Below are 17,892 nucleotides of genomic sequence, written 5' to 3'. Positions count from 1 at the left end.
CCAGGAAAAAAAGCCCGGCCACCTTCTCCTCGTCACCCCGGCCTTGTGCCGGGGGGCGACAGAAGAACTTGGCTGAAGTTCGTGAAAGCCTCCATTTTCCGCTTAGACTCAGCATATGCGACCAAAACCTTCGCTCGCACGAGCTGTATTGCTTGATTAAGACACCTCTGGCATGATCGCTTCCGCACACGAAGGAGGAAGAGGCCATGTACAGCGAGTCCGATCTGGACAATGCCGTGGAGGCGGGGGTGGTCCCGCGCGAAATGGCGACCGCGTTTCGCAACCATGTCGCGTCGCTGCGGTTGGCGCCGACCGTCGATGAAGAACATTTCCGGCTGCTGACCGGTTTCAACGATATCTTCGTCGCCATCGCCCTCGTGCTGGTCCTGTTCGCGATCGGCCAGGTCGGTCAGTCGATCACGCCGGCGCTCGGCGGGGTCGGCGTGGCGGGCGCGGCGTGGTTCCTTGCCGAATATTTCACGCGCAAGCGGCGCATGGCGCTGCCCAGCATCCTGCTGCTGCTCGCCTTTGCCGGCGGGGTCGGCGGTGCGCTGGTCGGCGCGCTGGCCACGCTCAACCCCGACCTGCCCGACCGCCTCGACGCGGCGATCGGGGCAGGCATCGCGCTGATCACGGCTGGCGCGACCTACATCCACTGGCGGCGCTTCATGGTGCCGATCACGGTCGCCGCCGGTGCGGTCGCGCTGGCCGCCACCGCGATCGGGCTGGTGTTCTCGGCATTTCCGGACATGGGCGCGCGCGCCTGGCCGCTCGTCCTGATCGGCGGCCTTGCGATCTTCGCGCTGGCGATGCGCTGGGACATGAGCGACCGCGAACGCCGCACCCGCCGTTCCGATGTCGCGTTCTGGCTGCATCTCGCCGCCGCGCCGATGATCGCGCATCCGATCTTCCAGATGCTGGGCGTGTTCGACGGCGATGTCGGCGTGCCCGTCGCCATGATCGTGTTCGCGCTCTACATCCTGTTCGCGATCGTCGCGCTCGCCGTCGACCGCCGCGCGCTGCTCGTCTCGTCGCTCGCCTATGTGCTGTATGCGCTCTACGCGTTGTTCCGCAGCGCGGGCGCGGTCGAGTTGGGTACCGCGTTCACCGGGCTGGTGATCGGGTCGGCGCTGCTCACCCTGTCCGCATTCTGGCAGCCGATGCGGCGGCTGGTGGTCGCCCGGCTGGGCAGCCTGAGCCACACCCTGCCACCCACCCAGATGCCGGCGCGCGCCTGAACGCGCGATCATCGGGTGCTGCTCGCGGGCTGATCGGCGACGTGCCGGTCAGCCCGCGACCAGTTTGACCAGTCGCCGCTCGATCGGTGCCAGCACCGGGCCCAGTTCGTGCCCGCGCTTCAGCACCGCGCCACCTTCGGCGATCAGCGCCCATTGTCCCTGGCGCTGGCGCAGCGCCGGACGCTTCTCGATCCGGAATTCAGGGCGTTCGGCGGCGCGGCGAAAGGCGGCGAACATGGCCACCTCCGCATCGAGCCGCATCGCATAGTCGCGCCAATGGCCGGCCGCGACCATCCGACCATAGAGATCGAGGATGCGGGCAAGCTCGGCGCGTTCGAACCCGACCTGCCCGGGCACCCGCGCGGCGGGAAACGGCGTGACGATTCCCATCAGCCGTGGTCGCGCCGCTCCGCCTGGCCGCGTTCGGCCATCGCTTCGTCCAGCCGCTTGCGCAGCGTCTCGATCTCGCAGCGCAACAGTTCCAGCTTTTGCGTCTGGGGATCGTACATTTCGCTGCACGGCGTGCCGTACGGCATGAAGTCGCGCTGATAGGTCGCCGCTTCGACCAGGGTCGGCTTGGCCGGAATGCCGACCATCGTCGCGCCTTCGGGCACGTCCTTGGTCACGACCGCATTGGCCCCGATCCGCGCGCGCGCGCCGACCGTGATCGGCCCCAGGACCTGTGCGCCCGCCCCGATGATCGCGCCGTCGAGGATGGTCGGATGGCGCTTGCCGCCCTCGCCGGCGACCGGGTTGGCACCGCCCAGGGTGACGTTCTGGTACATGGTGACGTCGTCGCCGATCTCGGCGGTTTCGCCGATCACGCTGAACCCGTGGTCGATGAAGAAATTGCGGCCGATCGTCGCACCGGGATGGATATCGATCGCGGTCAGAAAGCGGGAAAAATGATTGACCACCCGCGCCAGGAAAAACAGCCGGGCGCGATACAGGCGGTGCGCGACGCGGTGCAGCGCCATCGCCCACACGCCCGGATACAGCAGGATTTCGGCCCGGGATCGCGGCGCCGGATCGCGGGCCTTGATCGATTCCAGATACTCGCTCAACCGCCGCAACATGGCGCGTCCCCCTGTTCGATCCGCTAATTTAGGCGCGCAGTCGCCCGATTTCCAGACACATGGCGGCATGGCTTGCACGCACTAAACTCGATCTATGTTGTCGGGTATGGCAGTTTCGGGAAGAAGCGCACGGTTGGTGCCGGAAGGATGGCGGTGTTGATGGGATTTGACATTGCCGGCCTCCTTCCCTTCATCGCGGTCGGCTTTGCCGCGCAGATGGTCGACGGCGCGCTGGGCATGGCGTTCGGCGCGATTTCGACGACGCTGATGGTCAGCCTGCTCGGGGTGCCGCCGTCGCGCGCCTCTTCGGCCGTCCATCTGGTCGAAATGTTCACGACCGCTGCGTCGGGTATCAGCCACATCGTCCAGCGCAACGTCGACTGGCGCCTGTTTGCCCGGCTGGTCATTCCGGGCGTGGTGGGCGGGGTGATCGGCGCCTATGTGCTGGTCAAGGTCGGCTCGGGGGCGCGGCCGTTCGTCATGGCCTATCTTGCCGGGATCGGCCTCTACCTGATCTTCCGTGCCTTTGGCGCGCCGCCCCGGCCACGCCAGCCGCGCGTCATCGCGCCGCTCGGGCTGGTCGGCGGCTTTCTGGACGCGGCGGGCGGCGGCGGATGGGGGCCGGTGGTCACGTCCAACCTGCTGGTTCAGGGCGCGAGCCCGCGCATGACGATCGGCACCGTCAACACGGCGGAGTTCGTGCTCACGACCGCGATCTCGATTACCTTCCTGATCACGCTGGGGATCGAGGCGTTCACCCAGGCGACGATCGGCGTGATGATCGGCGGGATCGCGGCGGCGCCGCTGGGGGCGATGCTGGTCAAGCGCGTCCGCCCGCGCTTCCTGCTCGGGCTGGTCGGCGTCGTCCTGACCGCCACCAGTGCGCTCAGCCTCTACGCCGCCCTCGCCTGACCGATTCCGACGTTCAGACCGCGACGGCGTGAACCGTCGCGACCGCCTTCATGACGGAGGCGATGCGCACCGCATTCTGGATCGTCTCTGCGGTCGTGCCGGCGCGCTTCAGCACCTGCTCGTGCGCGTCGATGCACTTGCCGCAGCCGTTCATGGCACTGACCGCCAGGCTGAACAGCTCGAAATCGACCTTGTCGATCCCCGGCGCGCCGATGACGTTCATGCGCAGCCGCGCGGGCAGGTTGGCATATTCCTGGTTCCCGGCGAGGTGAGTGAACCGGTAATAGACGTTGTTCATCGCCATCACCGCCGCCGCGGCCCGCGCGGCATTGGCCGCCTCGGGGGTCAGCTTGCCGGCCGCCTCGGCCTCGGTCGCGTCGACCAGCGGCTTGTGTCCGCTGCCATGGGCGCAAGCCAGCAACAGGCCGTATTTCTTCTGATCGTCGAGCGTCGCCTCGTTCAGCAGCGATCCGACATTCAGGCGGATGTCCTTGGCGAAATCGGGCAGCGTCGCGGCAAAATCCTTGAGCGACATCGGTCAGTCTCCGGTCAAATGACTCCCGCGCCCGGCAACGTCGGTGCCGGGACGGGAAGCGGTAAGGGACGATAGCTGGAAAGGGTAAAGCAGGGCGCGACCCGGCGGGAGGGAGGAGGAGCCGGCCGGATCGCGCCCTTTGGCAGGGGTAGGAACGCTTACGCCGCGGGGCGCAGCAGTTCCTCACCCTTGTTCCAGTTGCACGGACACAGTTCGTCGGTCTGCAGCGCGTCGAGCACGCGCAGCGTTTCCTGCGGGTTGCGCCCGACGTTCAGGCCATTGACCGTCACGTGCTGGATAATGTTGTCCGGATCGATGATGAAGGTCGCGCGGAACGCGACATGCTCGTCCTTGTCGACGATGCCGAGCGCATCGGCAAGGACACGGCCATTATCGGCGATCCACGGGAAATCGGCCTTGGCCAGATCCTCGTCCGAACGACGCCACGCAAAGTGGACATGCGCGGTGTCGGTCGACGCGCCGATCAGCACGGCGTCACGATCCTCGAAATCAGCCTTGAGGCCGGCATAGCCGACGATCTCGGTCGGGCATACGAACGTGAAGTCCTTCGGCCAGTAGAACAGCACCTTCCACTTGCCCGGAAAGGCGGTGGTGAGATCGATCGTCTCGCCCGCGGGCAGCGCGTCGGTGCCCTGTTGGACCGGCAAGATGAACTGCGGGAGCTTGTCGCCAACGGTCAACATCGAAAAATCCTCCAATATAGTGATCCAGCGCGAATGACCGGCATCGCTTCGCTGCGTCGCCGCATTCATGCTGCATTGCGATATAGGTCACTTGGCTCAGTGTTCAAATCGTTTATTTTCTGGAGATTGATTGACGCAGGCGATAAATAGGTCGGCATGAGCACCTCCTATCTGCCGACGTTGAAACAGCTCCAATATCTGGTCGCATTGCGCGACGCGGGGCATTTCGGCCGCGCCGCCGAAACCTGCTTCGTCACGCAGTCGACGCTGTCGGCCGGCATTCGGGAGCTGGAGACGCTGATCGGCATAGTGCTGGTCGAGCGCACGCGCCGGGTCGTGCGGTTCACCCCGCTGGGCGACGCGATCGTCGACAAGGCGCGCAAGGTGCTGCGCGAGGCGGAAGAGCTGAGCGACATGGCGCGCGCGGCCGGCAAGCCATTGTCGGGCGACATGCGCATGAGCGTCATTCCTACGATCGCGCCGTTCATGCTGCCGCGCATCCTGCCGCGGCTGCGCGCCGACTATCCCGACCTCAAGCTGTTCCTGCGCGAGGAGCCGAGTGCGGCGGCGTGCGAGGGGCTGGCGCATGGCCGTACCGACTGCGTCCTGCTGGCGCTGCCCTATGTCTGCGGCGATGTCGAGGTCGCGCCGCTGTTCGACGACCATCTCTATGTCGCCTTTCCCGGCGGCGAACCGACGACGCCCACCGGGCCGGTGGTCGCGGAGGATATCGACGAGACCCGCCTCCTGCTGCTGGAGGACGGCCATTGCCTGAAAGATCATGCGCTGGCCGCGTGCAACCATCCCGAACTGCGCGGTCAGGCGACGATGCTCGGGACCTCGTTGCACACCATCGTCCAGATGGTCGACAATGGCCTGGGCGTCACGATGCTGCCCAAGATGGCGGTCGATGCCGGCATCCTGGCGCACACCCGCGTCGTTGCCCGGCCGCTCCATTCGGAGCGCGCGACCCGCAGCATCGCGCTGATCTGGCGCAGGGCGAGCCCGCGCGAGCGCGACTTTCGCCTGCTTGCCGGCGTGCTCGCCGCGCTGCGCTGAAACAAAAACCGGGTCGGGCGACGAAACCAACCCGCCTTTCGCCCGTATTTTCAAAGCGCGTCAAACGCGGTTCCCTTTTCAATCACCGAAACGTCCGGAGTATCGCCCATGAAACCCCTTTCAGCCTTTCTGACCCTGACCCTCGGCGGTGCAGCGCTGGTGTCGCTGCCCGCATCGGCACAGACGGGCACCACCCCCGCCACGACGCCCGCAGCCACCGCGCCAGCCACGGCGAACCCGACGGTCGGCGGTGCGGAAATGGTGCCGACCAAGACCATCGTCGAAAATGCCGCGGCTGCGAACAATCTGAAGACCCTGGTCACCGCGGTGAAGGCGGCTGGCCTTGATGCGACGCTGTCGGGTCCGGGTCCCTTTACCGTGTTCGCGCCGACCGACAGCGCCTTTGCGCGTCTCGCGCCCGGCACCGTCGACACGCTGCTGAAGCCGGAGAACAAGCCCCTGCTCACCAAGGTACTGACCTATCACGTCATCGCGGGCGCGCTGGATGCGCAGACGCTGGCGAAACAGCTGACCGAAGCTGGCGGCACGCTGACGCTGACCACGGTTGCCGGCGATCCGATCACGGCGAAGCTCGAGAACAACGCGGTCGTGCTCAACGACGTCAACGGCAACAAGAGCTATGTCACGCAGTATGACGTGAAGCAGGCCAATGGCATCGTCCATGTCGTGAACGGCGTGCTGATCCCGCGCCAGGATGCGCCGGCGACCGCGCCTGCCGAAACCCCGGCCGAGTAATCGGTCGTCCGCGCCGCCCCGGCCCCAGTGGCCGGGCGGCGCGGCTCGTTACGCCGTTCGCCAGCGATCCGCAGCTTCCGCGTCGGCAACGCGCGCGGTCACCCAGTCGGCACGCTCCCCGCGCTGTTCGCGCTTCCAGAAGGGCGCGTCGGTCTTGAGCCGGTCGATCAGCATTGCGCACGCGGCCAGCGCGTCGCGGCGATGGGCGGCGGCACAGGCAACCAGCACGATCCGGTCGCCGGGAACCATCGTCCCCACCCGGTGCGTCACGCTGACCGCGGTGAGGCCGAAGCGCGCCGCCGCTTCCTCCGCGATCGCCGCCAGCACTTGCTCGGTCATGCCGGGATAATGTTCGAGCGTCAGCGCGGTCACGCCGTCGTCGGGGCGGACGATACCGGTAAAGCTTGCCACCGCACCGGCCCCGTTGCCCTCGACCTCCGCCAGCGTGGCGGCGACGTCGATCGCCGTCGTCATGACCGCGATCCGGATCATCCGCCGGTCACCGGGGGAAAGATCGCAACCTCGCGCGCGCCGCCGAGCGGCGTATCGAGCGCGGCGAATTTCTGGTCGATCGCGACGCGCAGCCGGTCGCGGTCGGCGAACGCCGCGGCATGCGCTTCGGACTGTTTCGCCAGCCAGTCGATCAGCTGCGCGGCGGTGGCAACCGCTTCAGGCGGCGTCACCTGCTCCTCGCCCGTGCCGACACGTTCGCGCACCCACGCGAAATAGAGGAGCCTGAGCGCCATTCAGCTGTCCATGTGCTTCAGGCCGACGCGCAGATAGTCCCAGCCCGTCACCAGCGTCAGCAGCGCCGCCAGCCACAGCGTGACGATGCCGACCGTCAGCACCCAGGCGAGGTGCGGGACCGCCCCCGCCAGCACCAGCGCCCCGAGCGCGATCAGCTGCAGCGTCGTTTTCCATTTGGCCAGCCGCGATACCGGCACCGACACGCTGAGCTGCGCCAGAAATTCGCGCAGGCCCGACACCATGATCTCGCGCAGCAGGATGATCAGCGCGGCGATGACGTGCACCCCCTGGATCCACGCGGTCGCGACCAGCATTAGCACGACCGCGGCGACCATGATCTTGTCGGCGATCGGATCGAGAAACACGCCCAGCTTCGACACCGTCCCCTGCGCGCGGGCGAGATAGCCGTCGAAATAATCGGTGATGCCCATCAGGCAGTAGAGCGCGAACGCCGCCGCATAGCCGCTCGTCCAGTCCGGCCACCACAGGCACCAGACCAGCAACGGCACGGCGAAGATGCGCGAGAGCGTCAGGATGTTGGGCAATGTCAGCATGTCGCCGCCTGTCCTAGTCGAAATCCCGCCAGCTGCCAGCCCATTGCGGCCTTTCCCCGCCCTCGGCTATGGCAAGGGCCGTTCCGGTATATCAGCAGGTCGCACCAGACATGAACAACGCGCTCGGATTGCTCAAGGAGCGCCGTTTCCTGCCGCTTTTCATCACCCAGTTCCTCGGCGCCTTCAACGACAACCTGTTCAAGACCGCGATGGTCCTGTTCGCGACCTATCACATCTTCAACGATCCGGCGGTCGAATCCAATTTCAACGCGCTGGCGACGGGACTTGCGCTGCTGCCCTTTTTCGCGCTGTCGGCACTGTCGGGGCAGCTGGCCGATACGATGGACAAGGCGCGGATCATCCGGCTGGTGAAGACCGCGGAAATCGTGATCATGCTGTTCGGCGCGGCGGGCCTGATGCTGGCGCAGATGGGCCAGGTCACCGCGGGCCTCGTCATCATGCTGAGCGCGGTGCTGATGCTCGGCGTGCACTCGACATTCTTCGGCCCGATCAAATACGCGATCCTGCCCCAGCATCTGAAGGAGGACGAGGTGCTCGGCGGCACCGGCATGGTCGAGGCCGCGACCTATCTGTCGATCCTGATGGGGACGGTGATTGCGGGCTGGATCGCGGTCGAATGGGCGGCGGCGCTGGTGATCGTGGTGGCGCTGATCGGCTGGTGGGCGGGCCGGTTCGTGCCGCCCGCACCGCGCATGGGCCCGCCGCTCGCGCTCAACTACAATCCCTTCACCGCATCCTGGCGGCTGGTCTCCGCGACGATGCACATCCCGCGGCTTTTCCTCGCGATCTGCGCGATCAGCTTTTTCTGGGCGATCGGCGCGGTGCTGATCGTGATCTTCCCGCCGCTGGTCAAGAACGTGCTGACTGCCGACGAACGCGTCGCCAGCCTGACCATCGCCATCTTCTCGATCGGGGTGGCGGTCGGATCGGTGATCATCAACGCCATGCTCCGCGGTCGCATCTCCGCCAGATATTCGCCGGCATCGGTGCTGGTGATGGCCGTGTTCATCGTTGCCTTCTCGATCGAATCGCGGATGTGGACCGCCGCCCCAGCGGGCACGCTCTATGGCATCGACGCCTTCATCCTTCAGCCCCAGGCGATGCTGGTGCTCGGCACGCTGGCGGCGATCGCGATCTTTGGCGGCATGTTCGTGGTGCCGCTCTATGCGTTCCTGACCACGACCGTGACCAAGGATCAGACCGCGCGCACCGTCGCCGCGAACAACGTCGTCAATTCAGGCGCGATGGTCGTGGGGGCGGCAACGGTCATCACCGCGACCACCGTGCTGAACGTCACGCCGGAGGACATGCTGCTGATCGTCGCAGGCATGTGCCTGATTTCAGCGTGGATCGCCCAGAAACTGCACCGCGTGTGCGACTGAACCCCGCGCTGCGGGTCAGGCGATCATCGAATAGAAACAGATGAAAAAGGCGGTGAAGCTCATCACGAACAGCTTCAGGTCCTGATCATCGGCGTTCGACGCACGCACCCGCGGGCGAACGAGCTTAAGCCGTGCGCGCAGCGGGTGGCGGGGCGCCGGGGCGAATGCGGTTTGCCCGCGTTGGATCAGGTGCGACATGGTACGAAGTTAACGCTTTGTTTACGATTTCGCGCCTGAAAAAATCATGGTTAACGCCCGTCTCGAAACGGGACGCAGCCAGCGCGGGCACCGTGTCCGAGCCGGCCCATTCCTATCGGCGGAGCGTCTTGCTAGACCGTCGGCATGACCAATGATCGGATCGAGCGGATTGTCATCCTGGGCGGCGGGACCGCCGGGTGGATGACCGCGGCGGCGCTCGGCCGCACCCTGGGCGCGACGGCCAGGGTGACGCTGCTCGAGTCGGAGGATATCGGCAGCGTCGGCGTCGGCGAGGCGACGATCCCGCCCATCCACTGGTTCAACGAGCTGGTCGGGATCGACGAAGCCACTTTCGTTGCGGAAACCAAGGCGAGCTTCAAGCTCGGCATCGAATTCGTCGACTGGACGCGGCCCGATCACCGCTACTTCCACCCCTTCGGCCAATATGGCGTGAACCTGCCCGGCGTCGCCTTTCACCATCGCTGGCTCAAGGCGCGGCGCGAGGGACTCGATATGCCGCTCGATGCGTTGTCGCTGCCCACCCAGCTGGCGTACGACAACCGCTTCGCCAAACCCGCGTCGGATCCGCGCTCGATCCTGTCGACGCTGGGCTATGCCTATCATTTCGACGCCGCGCTCTACGCCCGCTATTTGCGCGGCCTTGCGGAGGCGCGCGGGGTCACGCGCGTCGAGGGCAAGCTTGCCCATGTCGAGCGCAATGGCGAAAGCGGCTTCGTCACCGCGCTCGTCACCGAACGCGGCGAGCGGCTGGACGGCGACCTGTTCATCGACTGCTCGGGCTTTCGTGCGCTGCTGATCGAGGGTGAGCTGGAGGCGGGCTATGACGACTGGTCGCACTGGCTGCCCTGCGACCGCGCAGTCGCCATGCCATGCGCACGCGTGGCGGAGACGACGCCCTATACCCGGTCGACCGCGCGTGCCGCGGGCTGGCAGTGGCGCATCCCCCTCCAGCATCGCACCGGCAACGGCTATGTCTATTCCAGCCAGTTCGTCAGCGACGACGAAGCCGCCGCCACGCTTGCCGCGAATCTCGATGGCGAGGCGCTGGGCGATCCCCGCTTCCTGCGCTTCACGGCCGGGCGGCGGCGGCGTGCCTGGATCGGCAATGTCGTCGCGATCGGGCTCGCGGCCGGCTTCCTCGAGCCGCTGGAATCGACCAGCATCCACCTGATCCAGTCGGGGATCGTCAAGCTGCTCGCGCTGCTGCCCGACAAATCGTGCGATCCCGCGCTCGCCGATCGGTTCAACGCGGTGTTCAGCCGCGACATGGACAATATCAAGGACTTCCTGATCCTCCATTACCACGCGACCACCGATAAGCCCGAGCCGCTGTGGGAGTACTGCCGTCACATGGCGCTGCCCGACGGGTTGATCGAGCGCGAGCATCATTTCCGCACCACCGGGCGGATCATGGTTGAAACCGATGAACTGTTCCGCGAAGCGAGCTGGCTCGCGGTTTTCCACGGCCAGGGCATCGTGCCCCGCGGCTACAACCCGATCGCGGACACGTTCGATTCCGATACCAACCGCCGCCAGGTTGAACAGGTCGCCGGGGCGATCGCGCGCGCGGTGCCGGCGCTGCCGCGCCACGATGCCGCCATCGCCAAGTTGATCGGCGCGACGCGCGCGGTCGCCTGACCATGGCGGCATCCGCGGTGCCCGCGCCGACGATCGTCGGTCGACGGATCGGCAACGAACATGAGCCGATCGTGATCGTCGACGATTTCGCGCCCGACCCGGCGGCGCTGCGCGACTTTGCCGCCGAGCGCACGTTCGGCATCCCGGTGACCGCCTATCCCGGCATTCGCGCGCCCGCGCCGCCGACCTATCTCGACGCCGCGCGGCCGATCCTGGCGACGATCTTCGGGCAGGCGTTCGGGCTCACCGGCGCGGCGCGCGTGATCGACCTCTGCTTCGCGATCGTGACGACGCCGCGCGAGCGCCTGACCCTCGAACAGCGCATCCCGCACATCGACGGTGCCGAGCCGGGGCGCGTGGCGATGGTGCATTTCCTGAGCAAAGCGGATCACGGCGGCACCGCGTTTTTCCGGCATCGTTCGACCGGGTTCGAAACGATCGGGCCCGACCGTACCGCAGCATATTATGCGACGCTCGACCGCGAGGTCCGCCGCGACGGCCCGCCGCCCGCCGATTACATCCGGGGGTCCACCGCGCAATTCGAATGCCTGTGCGAAGTCGTGGCAAAACCCAACCGCGCGGTATTTTACCGCAGCGCACTGCTGCACAGCGGGGTAATTCCGCCGGACCTGCCGCTCAGCCCCGACCCGCGCGTCGGCCGGCTGACGATCACCGGCTTCTTCGCGGCGCGCTGAGCGTCAGTTCGCGGGCGGCTGGACCGCCAGATATACCGTGCTCCACAACTGCGCGGCGTTGGATTCGTCGACATCCTGCTTGCCCGCGCCGAACGCCACGACCTGATAGCGGCCATCGGCGAATGCCCAGGACCAGAGCTCCGAATTCTGGACCTCGCGCCCGACCTTGATCACGCGCCACAGCTCGGCCTGCGCCGTGCGCAGCCGCGCCCGCGTCGGCGGCGGCAAGTCGTCGCGCGCCAGCTGGCGTTCGAGACCGGCGGCGAGCAGCGCCTGCTGCCATGACCACACGACCGCGCCATGATATTTGGCGGGGGTGAAGTCCGCCTGGAGTTTGGGGCTGGCCAGCGCGGCATTGGCGACGACCAGTCCGATATCGGTCATCAATCCGGCCGGGAAAGGGCGCATGATCGACTGGACCATGACATCCAGGTCGGCGGGCGCGGGCCGTGTGAACAGCAGCGCGAAGCCCTCGTCCGAATGCAGGATCGGCACCGGCTTGCCCAGCGCATCGAGCGCGATTGCATGATAGACGAGCGGCGTGCGGCCCAGCGTCGCCAGCGCGGGTTCGGCCGGAATGCCCAGCGTCGCGGCATAGCCTTTGATTGCACTGCGCGCGCGATCGGCCGGCATCGTCACCCGGAAACGCGACGGCGCCTGGTCGCGCCATACCCGCGCCATCCGGGCCGCATCGGCCAAAGCCTTGCGGTCATCGGGGGTCAGGTAGGGGTCGAGCAGCCCACTGGCAGCCAGCCGCGCGGCGGCATCGAGCGCGGCAGGAACGAACACGGCGTTGACGTCATAGGCGTAACGCCCGCCGCCCAGCCCTTCGTTGCTGTCGCGCCATTGCCCGGCCTGACGCCCGGGCTTGAGCGCGATCAGCTTGGCGGTGGTCGGCGACGCGGCAAATGGGCCGGCCGATTTCAGGACGAAGCGAAGGTTGCGCACCAGCAGCGCACCGGCCGGGTCGCGCGCGCCCGGCTGCGCCTCGCTCACCACTGCGCGGGCGAGATAGGCGCGCGCCGCCGCCGCGTCGCCGCGCTCGAGCAGATAGCTCGCCGCCACCGGCGCCAGCATGTAATCGTCGTCGACCATGGCGTAGTCGAGCGTCGCCGCGTCGCTCGCCTCGCCCTTCGCGCCGCGCTCCAGCAGGGCAAACTCGCTCAGCGCTTCTTCGTGCGCCACCTCGCCATCGCGATCGAGCCGCGCGAGCACCGCGTTCAGCCCCGCTTCGATGGCGCCGGGCTGCAATGCGGGCATCAGCAGCCGCACCGACATCAGCGTATCGCGTCCGAAATAGGTGTTGAAGCGCCACGAACCCGCCAGGAACTTCTCGCGATAGCTGAGGAAGCGCAGCGCGTTGCGCGCGGCCGGGTCGGCGGCGGCGCGATCGTTCAGCAGCTCGGCTTCGCTGAGGCCGGTCAGCGCCGGGTCGCCGGTCGCCGCGATGATCTCCAGCCGGATCCGCCCCCCCGCGCCCGCCTCGATGCCGCCCGCGTTCACCCGCCCCTCGACCACGCGCAGCTCGAGCCGATAGCCCGGCGCGCCGTCGACGCGGTCACGCGCATAGACGATGCGATTGCCGTCGATCTGCGCCTTCACCGCCACTTCGGGCGGAAAGCGGCCGATCGCCTGATAGTCGCGCAGGAAGCGGACGTTGGACAGCACCGCTTGCTTGAGCGCGAGCCTCGGCGCGGTCAGCGACGCCACCGCCCGCACGCCGTTCAGCCGCCGGCCGTGCGCGTCGCGCACGTCGACGGGCTGCGGTGCGGACTCCAGCGCCCATTGCGCCGGTGCGGCCAGCGTGTCGAACCACAGCCCGACGCCGCTGTTTCCCGCCGGGAAGGCGACCAGGATGCGCGGGTCATTGCCCGAACGCAGCAACAGGTGCGCCGCCACCGCGCCGTCGCGAACGAACGCATTGATATTCTGTCCCTCGACAAGCTGATAGCCGAGTTTGGGTTCGGGCCTCGCCTGGCCGATTGCCGGCCCGGCGGCCATGCACAGGGCGATCGCCGCGGCCATGGGTTTCAGGTGCCGCATCTTCGTCTCTCCATCCGCTGCCACGTTCCGGTCGGGGGCGCTCGCGCGCCCCCGGGGATCAGAACCGCATCGTCAGCGTGCCGCCATAGGTCGGCCCGACAATGCCGCGCGCATAGAAGAAGCCCGAGTCGGCGTTCTGGGTCTGGCCCTGGCGCGGATTTCCTTCGGTCAGGCCGATTTCGTCGAAGATATTGTCGGCATTGAGCGCGAGCTGCAACCGGTCGGTCAGGTTGAGCGTCAAGCCGACGCCGGTCACGCCATAGCCTGGCAACGCGACGCCGTTGCCCGAATCGGCAAAGATGCGCCCGATATATTTGTAGCGCACGAACGCCTCACCCACCCCGTTGGGAAGCTTTACGGTGGGTGTGATCGTCCAGAGCTGCGACGGGGTCCGTTCGGGGCGATTGCCGTCGAATGTCGGCTGCGCCACCCCGTTCAGGCTGAGATTGTCGAGCGTCGGATCCTGAAAAACCCCGATGAAGTTGACCGACAACCAGTCGGTCGGCCGCACCATCGCATCGATCTCGACCCCCTGGGTGCTCAGGTCGGCGAGGAACGCAGTCTGGCGCGTCGGATCGAGCGGATCGATGAAGTTGTAGAACTGGTCGTTGAAATTGGTCTGGAACAGCGTGACCGACCCGCTGAACAGCCGGCCATATTCGACGCGCGCGCCGATTTCATACAGCTCGACCCGGGTGATCGGATCGACATTGTTGGTCTGGAACCCGTCGGCATAACGCGCATAGACCGCCAGATTGTCGGTCAGCAGGTAATTGGCACCCACCGTCCACGCGATCGCGTCCTTGCTGTCGGTGCGCGTGGTGAACGTGCCGTTGAAGGTCGAGCCGACGTCGCGCACGACTCCCCCCAGACCGGCGGGCACCGGCTGATTTACTGCCGCCGCATTGCCATCGTCGAAGCGCGAGTCGAGGAATTCCCAGCGGATACCGCCGTCGATGCGCAGCCGGTCGCCGATCTGGATTTCGTCGTTGAGGTAGAGCGAAACCGATTCGTCGGTGCGCTCGCGGATGCCCGCGCCCCAGTTGCCATAGGACACGAGGCCGTTGTCGGTCAGCGACCCGATCACGTTGTTGTTCGCATCCAGCGCGACGACGTCATAGAGATTGCTGTTGTTGCGCACGTCGTTGAGCGCGGTCGCGGTCGCCGACTGGTTCTGGAACCGGCGGACATCGTAGTAGAGCACGCCGAAGGTCAGCGAGTTCTTGATCGCGCCGCTTTCGAACGCCCAGCGACCGCCGGCATTGAGGCCGAAATCATGCCCTTCCTGGAAATCGTGGTTGAGCGTGGTCTGCTGAAGGAAGCCGTTGCCGTTGAGCGCGTTGAGTTCGGCAACCTGATTGGAACCGAGCACGACGCCGCTGGTCCGGCTGCGGATGCCGAAGCGCGTCGCGGTCGGGAACGCGGCCTGGCCGAGCGTCAGCAGGCCGTTGATCGGCGAGCCCGCGCCAGGCGTCAGATATTCGACCGCGCTGGCAAGGCCGGCATTGCCGGTGCCCGATCCGGGGAACAGGCCGTTGAAGTCGAACGACAGGTCGAGATAGCGCGCGCGGCCGAAAATCTCGAAACTGTCGCTAAGCGGCTTTTCGAAATCGATGCGGACCTGCGCGGTCTTGATCTGCACGCCGTCGGTGAAATTGAACTCGCGGAAGCCGTCGGGGTCGACAAAGGTCGACACCGGGGCCTGGATCCGTGCAAACGAGCTGCCGCCGATATGGTCGAACTGCGGGTCGAGCCCGGCGACCGCGCCGACTTCGCCGTCGTTCAGCGCATAGGGCTGGCCGGCGTAGAACACGGTCTTGAGGTCGCCGCCCTTGGCGCTGAGCCGCACGAAACCGCCATCGTCAAACCGATATTCGAGCGCACCCTTCAGCCGCCAGCCCTCATAATTGAACGGATTGCGGCGCACGCCGGGACTGGTCTGGAGATAGCCCCCGACGCTGAACGCCAGCTTGTCGGCCAGCAGCGGCGCGGAGTAATAGAAATCGCCGCGCAGCAGCCCGTAATTGTACGCCGTCGCCCGTGCGATCCCCTCGGGCTCGTCAAAGGCCAGGCGACGCGACACGAAGTTGATCGTCGCGCCCGCGCCGTTGACGGTCAGCACGCCCGACGAGCCGCCCTTCACTGCTTCGAGCCGGTCGATCGTCAAGTCCTGGGAGAAGAAGAAGTCAGCGCCGCCGCCATTATAGATGATCGGCAACCCGTCCTCTTCGAGCTGGACGAAACGCTGGCCGCCGCCCTGAAGGCCGCGGACCGAATAGTTGTTCGACACTTCGCCGCCCGTCCCCTCGACGAAGACGCCGGGCACCAGTTCGAGCAGGTCGGCGGTCGATCGCGGCGCACGGCGGTCGATCGCCTCGCGATCGGCCAGCGTGATGTCGGCCGAGGCGGTGATCAGGGGACGGTTGCGGGTCGTCGTGCCGGTGACGATGATGTCTTCGCCGCCCTGCGCATCGGCCTGGGATGCGTCTTCGGTCGCGGTCGATTCGGCTTCGGATGACGGCGGACCGACCTGAGCGAAAGCGGGGGCGACGGAAAGGGTCGAGCCGACCAGCAAAAGCGCGCGAAAGCTGAGACCAAGGGTCGTACGCATATACTCACTCCCGGATACACAGCGGTCTTGATGAACCGCTCTTGTCATGAGGCGTGCTAGTTAACGCCAATCAACGGGACATGCAAACGATTGCACGGCCACCCGCGTTCAAAGCGTGTGGGCACGATGCCGCACACCCGACGTGGCTAGCGGGAAAGCCAGGTCGCGACGTCGCTCGCCACCCGGTTCGCCGCAGTATTGAGCGCGGTGCCGACGGCGTCGGCCTCGACCGCGGTCACCGGCTCGCGCGCCTCGAAGCGGCGCTTTTCCACGCCGGCGACCCCTTCGCGGATCACCGCCGCGTCATAGACGACCACCGCCTCCTGCGTGTCGGCATCGATGGTGAAGCTGCGCAGCTCGCCCGACAGCATCGCGCCCGGATCGACCTGGAACTGGCGCGCGCCCAGCACGACGAGCGGCGTCTGCGCCGTAATGGTATCGGCGAGCAGCCGCGCGAACATCCGCGCCGGCGGCTCGACCCACTGCGCGTCCTTGACATAGGTGACGCGGGTCCCCGCCGACCGCACCGGCACGCGCGTCACCGCCAGCTCCTGGGGCACCACCGGCACGGTGAGCGTCACGGTACGCGCGTCGGCGGACTTCTGCTCACGCCCGACCGGGACGGCGGCGGCGGGCGTCAGCGTCATCAGCGCCGGCGGCGGCTCCGCGCCGAAGCGAACGCACGCGGCGAGCGGGATCAGGGCGATGAGGACCAGTTTCTTCATTGCGCGCCTTGCTTCCTTGGCTTGTAGTCGGGCAGCTCGGGCTGGCCCAGGATCGAGCCCGCGCCCTCGCGATCGATCTTTTCGGCGACCGAGGTCAAAGCCGCCGACATCTGGCGCAGATCCTGGACCAGCTGGCCGACCTCTGGGATCGTCTTCTTGGAAAAGGCCTGGAGCCCTGGCCGCGCGTCGTTGATCGCGGCGTCGAGCGAGTCCATGCTCTTCTGGGCCGACAACACCGTGCGATTAAGGTTGGCCACGACCGGCTTCACATCATTGCTGAGCAAGCCATTGGTCGTGCCGGCAAGCTTGCCGATCTCGTCCGCCGCCATTCCCGCCTTTTGCAGCGCGACCCGCGTCTCGGCCAGCGTCGCGGCGATTTCGGGTCCGCGGTCGGCCAGCGCATCGGTCAGCCGGTCGGTGTTGGCCAGGATGTTGCCGATCGACTTCTGGTTGCGGTCGGACAGCAATTCGGAAAGCCGCTCGGTCAACGTGCTCAGCCGTTCGAGCAGCTGCGGCGCGGAGCTGAGCAGGGCGCCCAGCCCGCCGCGCTTCGTCGGAATGACCGGAACGCCGAGCGGACAGGCGCTTTCGGGCTTGATCTCCGGGCAGCGCAGCGGCGGCGCGCCCTTGATCGCCCCGTCGAGCTGGATGGTGCTGACCCCGGTAAAGCTGCCCTGGACGCTGGCGGTCGTTCCTTCCAGCACCGGCACGTCTTCGTTCACGCTGATCCGCACGCGGACCAGCTGGGGATCGGGCTTGTAGAGCGCGATTTCCTCGACCTGTCCCGACGGCACGCCCGAATAGGCGACCACCGACCCCTTGTTCACCCCGTCGACCGCCTGGTTGAAGAAGATGTCGTATTCGCGATTGCTGGCGGCGTTCAGCCGCGCGATCCACACGGTGAACAGCGCCAGCACGGCAAGCAGGATCAGCACGACGCTGCCGACCAGAATATGGTTCGATCGGGTTTCCATCAG

General features: G+C 66.8%; 19 protein-coding genes. 7 read left to right on the top strand and 12 right to left on the bottom strand.

Translation table 11 applies throughout. From position 1 onward, the window contains the following. Window positions 1-206: 206 nt before the first annotated feature. On the top strand, window positions 207-1,238 hold the full coding sequence (locus tag GO308_RS12400; protein WP_066549828.1) for a hypothetical protein: 1,032 nt from the start codon (window positions 207-209) through the stop codon (window positions 1,236-1,238). Between the two features lie 48 nt (window positions 1,239-1,286). Here the strand turns inward: GO308_RS12400 and GO308_RS12395 are convergent, their stop codons facing one another. Both GO308_RS12395 and epsC read right to left on the bottom strand, forming a co-directional pair. After that, on the bottom strand, window positions 1,287-1,628 hold the full coding sequence (locus tag GO308_RS12395; RefSeq protein WP_066480777.1) for a DUF2794 domain-containing protein: 342 nt from the start codon (window positions 1,626-1,628) through the stop codon (window positions 1,287-1,289). Beyond that, a complete protein-coding gene (gene epsC, locus GO308_RS12390) occupies window positions 1,628-2,314 on the bottom strand; it encodes a serine O-acetyltransferase EpsC (RefSeq protein ID WP_066549831.1) in 687 nt (228 codons plus the stop codon). Before epsC ends, GO308_RS12395 begins: the two co-directional genes overlap by 1 nt. Before the next feature lie 159 nt (window positions 2,315-2,473). Here epsC and GO308_RS12385 point away from each other — a divergent pair, with 159 nt between their 5' ends. Beyond that, the gene (locus GO308_RS12385) at window positions 2,474-3,226 is read left to right on the top strand and encodes a sulfite exporter TauE/SafE family protein (RefSeq protein ID WP_231726136.1); all 753 of its coding nucleotides are present in this window, start codon (window positions 2,474-2,476) and stop codon (window positions 3,224-3,226) included. A gap of 13 nt (window positions 3,227-3,239) precedes the next feature. Here GO308_RS12385 and GO308_RS12380 read toward each other — a convergent pair whose 3' ends face one another. Continuing rightward, on the bottom strand, window positions 3,240-3,761 hold the full coding sequence (locus GO308_RS12380; protein WP_066480773.1) for a carboxymuconolactone decarboxylase family protein: 522 nt from the start codon (window positions 3,759-3,761) through the stop codon (window positions 3,240-3,242). 158 nt (window positions 3,762-3,919) lie between these two features. Next, window positions 3,920-4,465, bottom strand: a complete 546-nt coding sequence (locus GO308_RS12375) for a peroxiredoxin (protein WP_066480858.1) — start codon at window positions 4,463-4,465, stop codon at window positions 3,920-3,922. 156 nt (window positions 4,466-4,621) lie between these two features. Between GO308_RS12375 and GO308_RS12370 the strand changes: the two genes are divergently transcribed. Together GO308_RS12370 and GO308_RS12365 are read left to right on the top strand one after the other, a co-directional pair. After that, the gene (locus GO308_RS12370; RefSeq protein WP_066480770.1) at window positions 4,622-5,524 is read left to right on the top strand and encodes a hydrogen peroxide-inducible genes activator; all 903 of its coding nucleotides are present in this window, start codon (window positions 4,622-4,624) and stop codon (window positions 5,522-5,524) included. Window positions 5,525-5,632: 108 nt separating this feature from the next. Continuing rightward, a complete protein-coding gene (locus GO308_RS12365) occupies window positions 5,633-6,280 on the top strand; it encodes a fasciclin domain-containing protein (protein WP_240885639.1) in 648 nt (215 codons plus the stop codon). Between the two features lie 48 nt (window positions 6,281-6,328). Here GO308_RS12365 and GO308_RS12360 read toward each other — a convergent pair whose 3' ends face one another. Genes GO308_RS12360 through pgsA form a run of 3 tightly spaced genes read right to left on the bottom strand, consistent with a single transcriptional unit; the run spans window position 6,329 to window position 7,581 of the window. Further along, on the bottom strand, window positions 6,329-6,772 hold the full coding sequence (locus GO308_RS12360; RefSeq protein WP_240885638.1) for a molybdenum cofactor biosynthesis protein MoaE: 444 nt from the start codon (window positions 6,770-6,772) through the stop codon (window positions 6,329-6,331). Further along, a complete protein-coding gene (gene moaD / locus GO308_RS12355) occupies window positions 6,769-7,026 on the bottom strand; it encodes a molybdopterin converting factor subunit 1 (protein ID WP_240885637.1) in 258 nt (85 codons plus the stop codon). The genes GO308_RS12360 and moaD overlap by 4 nt, the downstream gene beginning before the upstream one ends. After that, entirely contained in the window at window positions 7,027-7,581 is a 555-nt protein-coding gene (gene pgsA, locus GO308_RS12350; protein ID WP_066549839.1) for a CDP-diacylglycerol--glycerol-3-phosphate 3-phosphatidyltransferase, read from the bottom strand. Between the two features lie 110 nt (window positions 7,582-7,691). Between pgsA and GO308_RS12345 the strand changes: the two genes are divergently transcribed. Further along, window positions 7,692-8,984, top strand: a complete 1,293-nt coding sequence (locus GO308_RS12345; RefSeq protein ID WP_240885636.1) for an MFS transporter — start codon at window positions 7,692-7,694, stop codon at window positions 8,982-8,984. Between the two features lie 15 nt (window positions 8,985-8,999). On the opposite strand, the gene GO308_RS12340 is transcribed toward GO308_RS12345, so the two are convergent. Continuing rightward, entirely contained in the window at window positions 9,000-9,182 is a 183-nt protein-coding gene (locus GO308_RS12340) for a hypothetical protein (RefSeq protein ID WP_066480764.1), read from the bottom strand. Window positions 9,183-9,326: 144 nt separating this feature from the next. Between GO308_RS12340 and GO308_RS12335 the strand changes: the two genes are divergently transcribed. Next, window positions 9,327-10,841, top strand: coding sequence for a tryptophan halogenase family protein (locus tag GO308_RS12335; RefSeq protein ID WP_240885635.1), 1,515 nt, complete (start codon window positions 9,327-9,329; stop codon window positions 10,839-10,841). 2 nt (window positions 10,842-10,843) lie between these two features. Next, window positions 10,844-11,536 carry a DUF6445 family protein gene (locus tag GO308_RS12330; protein WP_240885634.1) on the top strand — a complete coding sequence of 231 codons (693 nt, stop codon included), beginning with the start codon at window positions 10,844-10,846 and terminating at the stop codon, window positions 11,534-11,536. 3 nt (window positions 11,537-11,539) lie between these two features. On the opposite strand, the gene GO308_RS12325 is transcribed toward GO308_RS12330, so the two are convergent. The 4 genes from GO308_RS12325 to GO308_RS12310 all read right to left on the bottom strand — a co-directional run bounded on the left by GO308_RS12325 (window position 11,540) and on the right by GO308_RS12310 (window position 17,889). Then, window positions 11,540-13,579 carry a hypothetical protein gene (locus GO308_RS12325; RefSeq protein ID WP_240885633.1) on the bottom strand — a complete coding sequence of 680 codons (2,040 nt, stop codon included), beginning with the start codon at window positions 13,577-13,579 and terminating at the stop codon, window positions 11,540-11,542. Window positions 13,580-13,637: 58 nt separating this feature from the next. Then, on the bottom strand, window positions 13,638-16,190 hold the full coding sequence (locus GO308_RS12320; protein WP_240885632.1) for a TonB-dependent receptor: 2,553 nt from the start codon (window positions 16,188-16,190) through the stop codon (window positions 13,638-13,640). A gap of 146 nt (window positions 16,191-16,336) precedes the next feature. Continuing rightward, window positions 16,337-16,915 (bottom strand): ABC-type transport auxiliary lipoprotein family protein, encoded by a 579-nt coding sequence (locus tag GO308_RS12315; RefSeq protein ID WP_240885631.1) that lies wholly within the window; start codon window positions 16,913-16,915, stop codon window positions 16,337-16,339. Then, complete coding sequence (locus tag GO308_RS12310; RefSeq protein WP_066480754.1) at window positions 16,912-17,889, bottom strand: MlaD family protein; 978 nt, start codon at window positions 17,887-17,889, stop codon at window positions 16,912-16,914. The genes GO308_RS12315 and GO308_RS12310 overlap by 4 nt, the downstream gene beginning before the upstream one ends. Between the last annotated feature and the right edge of the window lie 3 nt (window positions 17,890-17,892).

Origin of the sequence: Sphingomonas sp. SFZ2018-12, assembly GCF_022496715.1 — a bacterium.
In the GTDB taxonomy this organism is placed as follows: Bacteria; Pseudomonadota; Alphaproteobacteria; order Sphingomonadales; family Sphingomonadaceae; genus Sphingomonas.
This window is presented reverse-complemented; position numbering and strand designations above follow the sequence as displayed.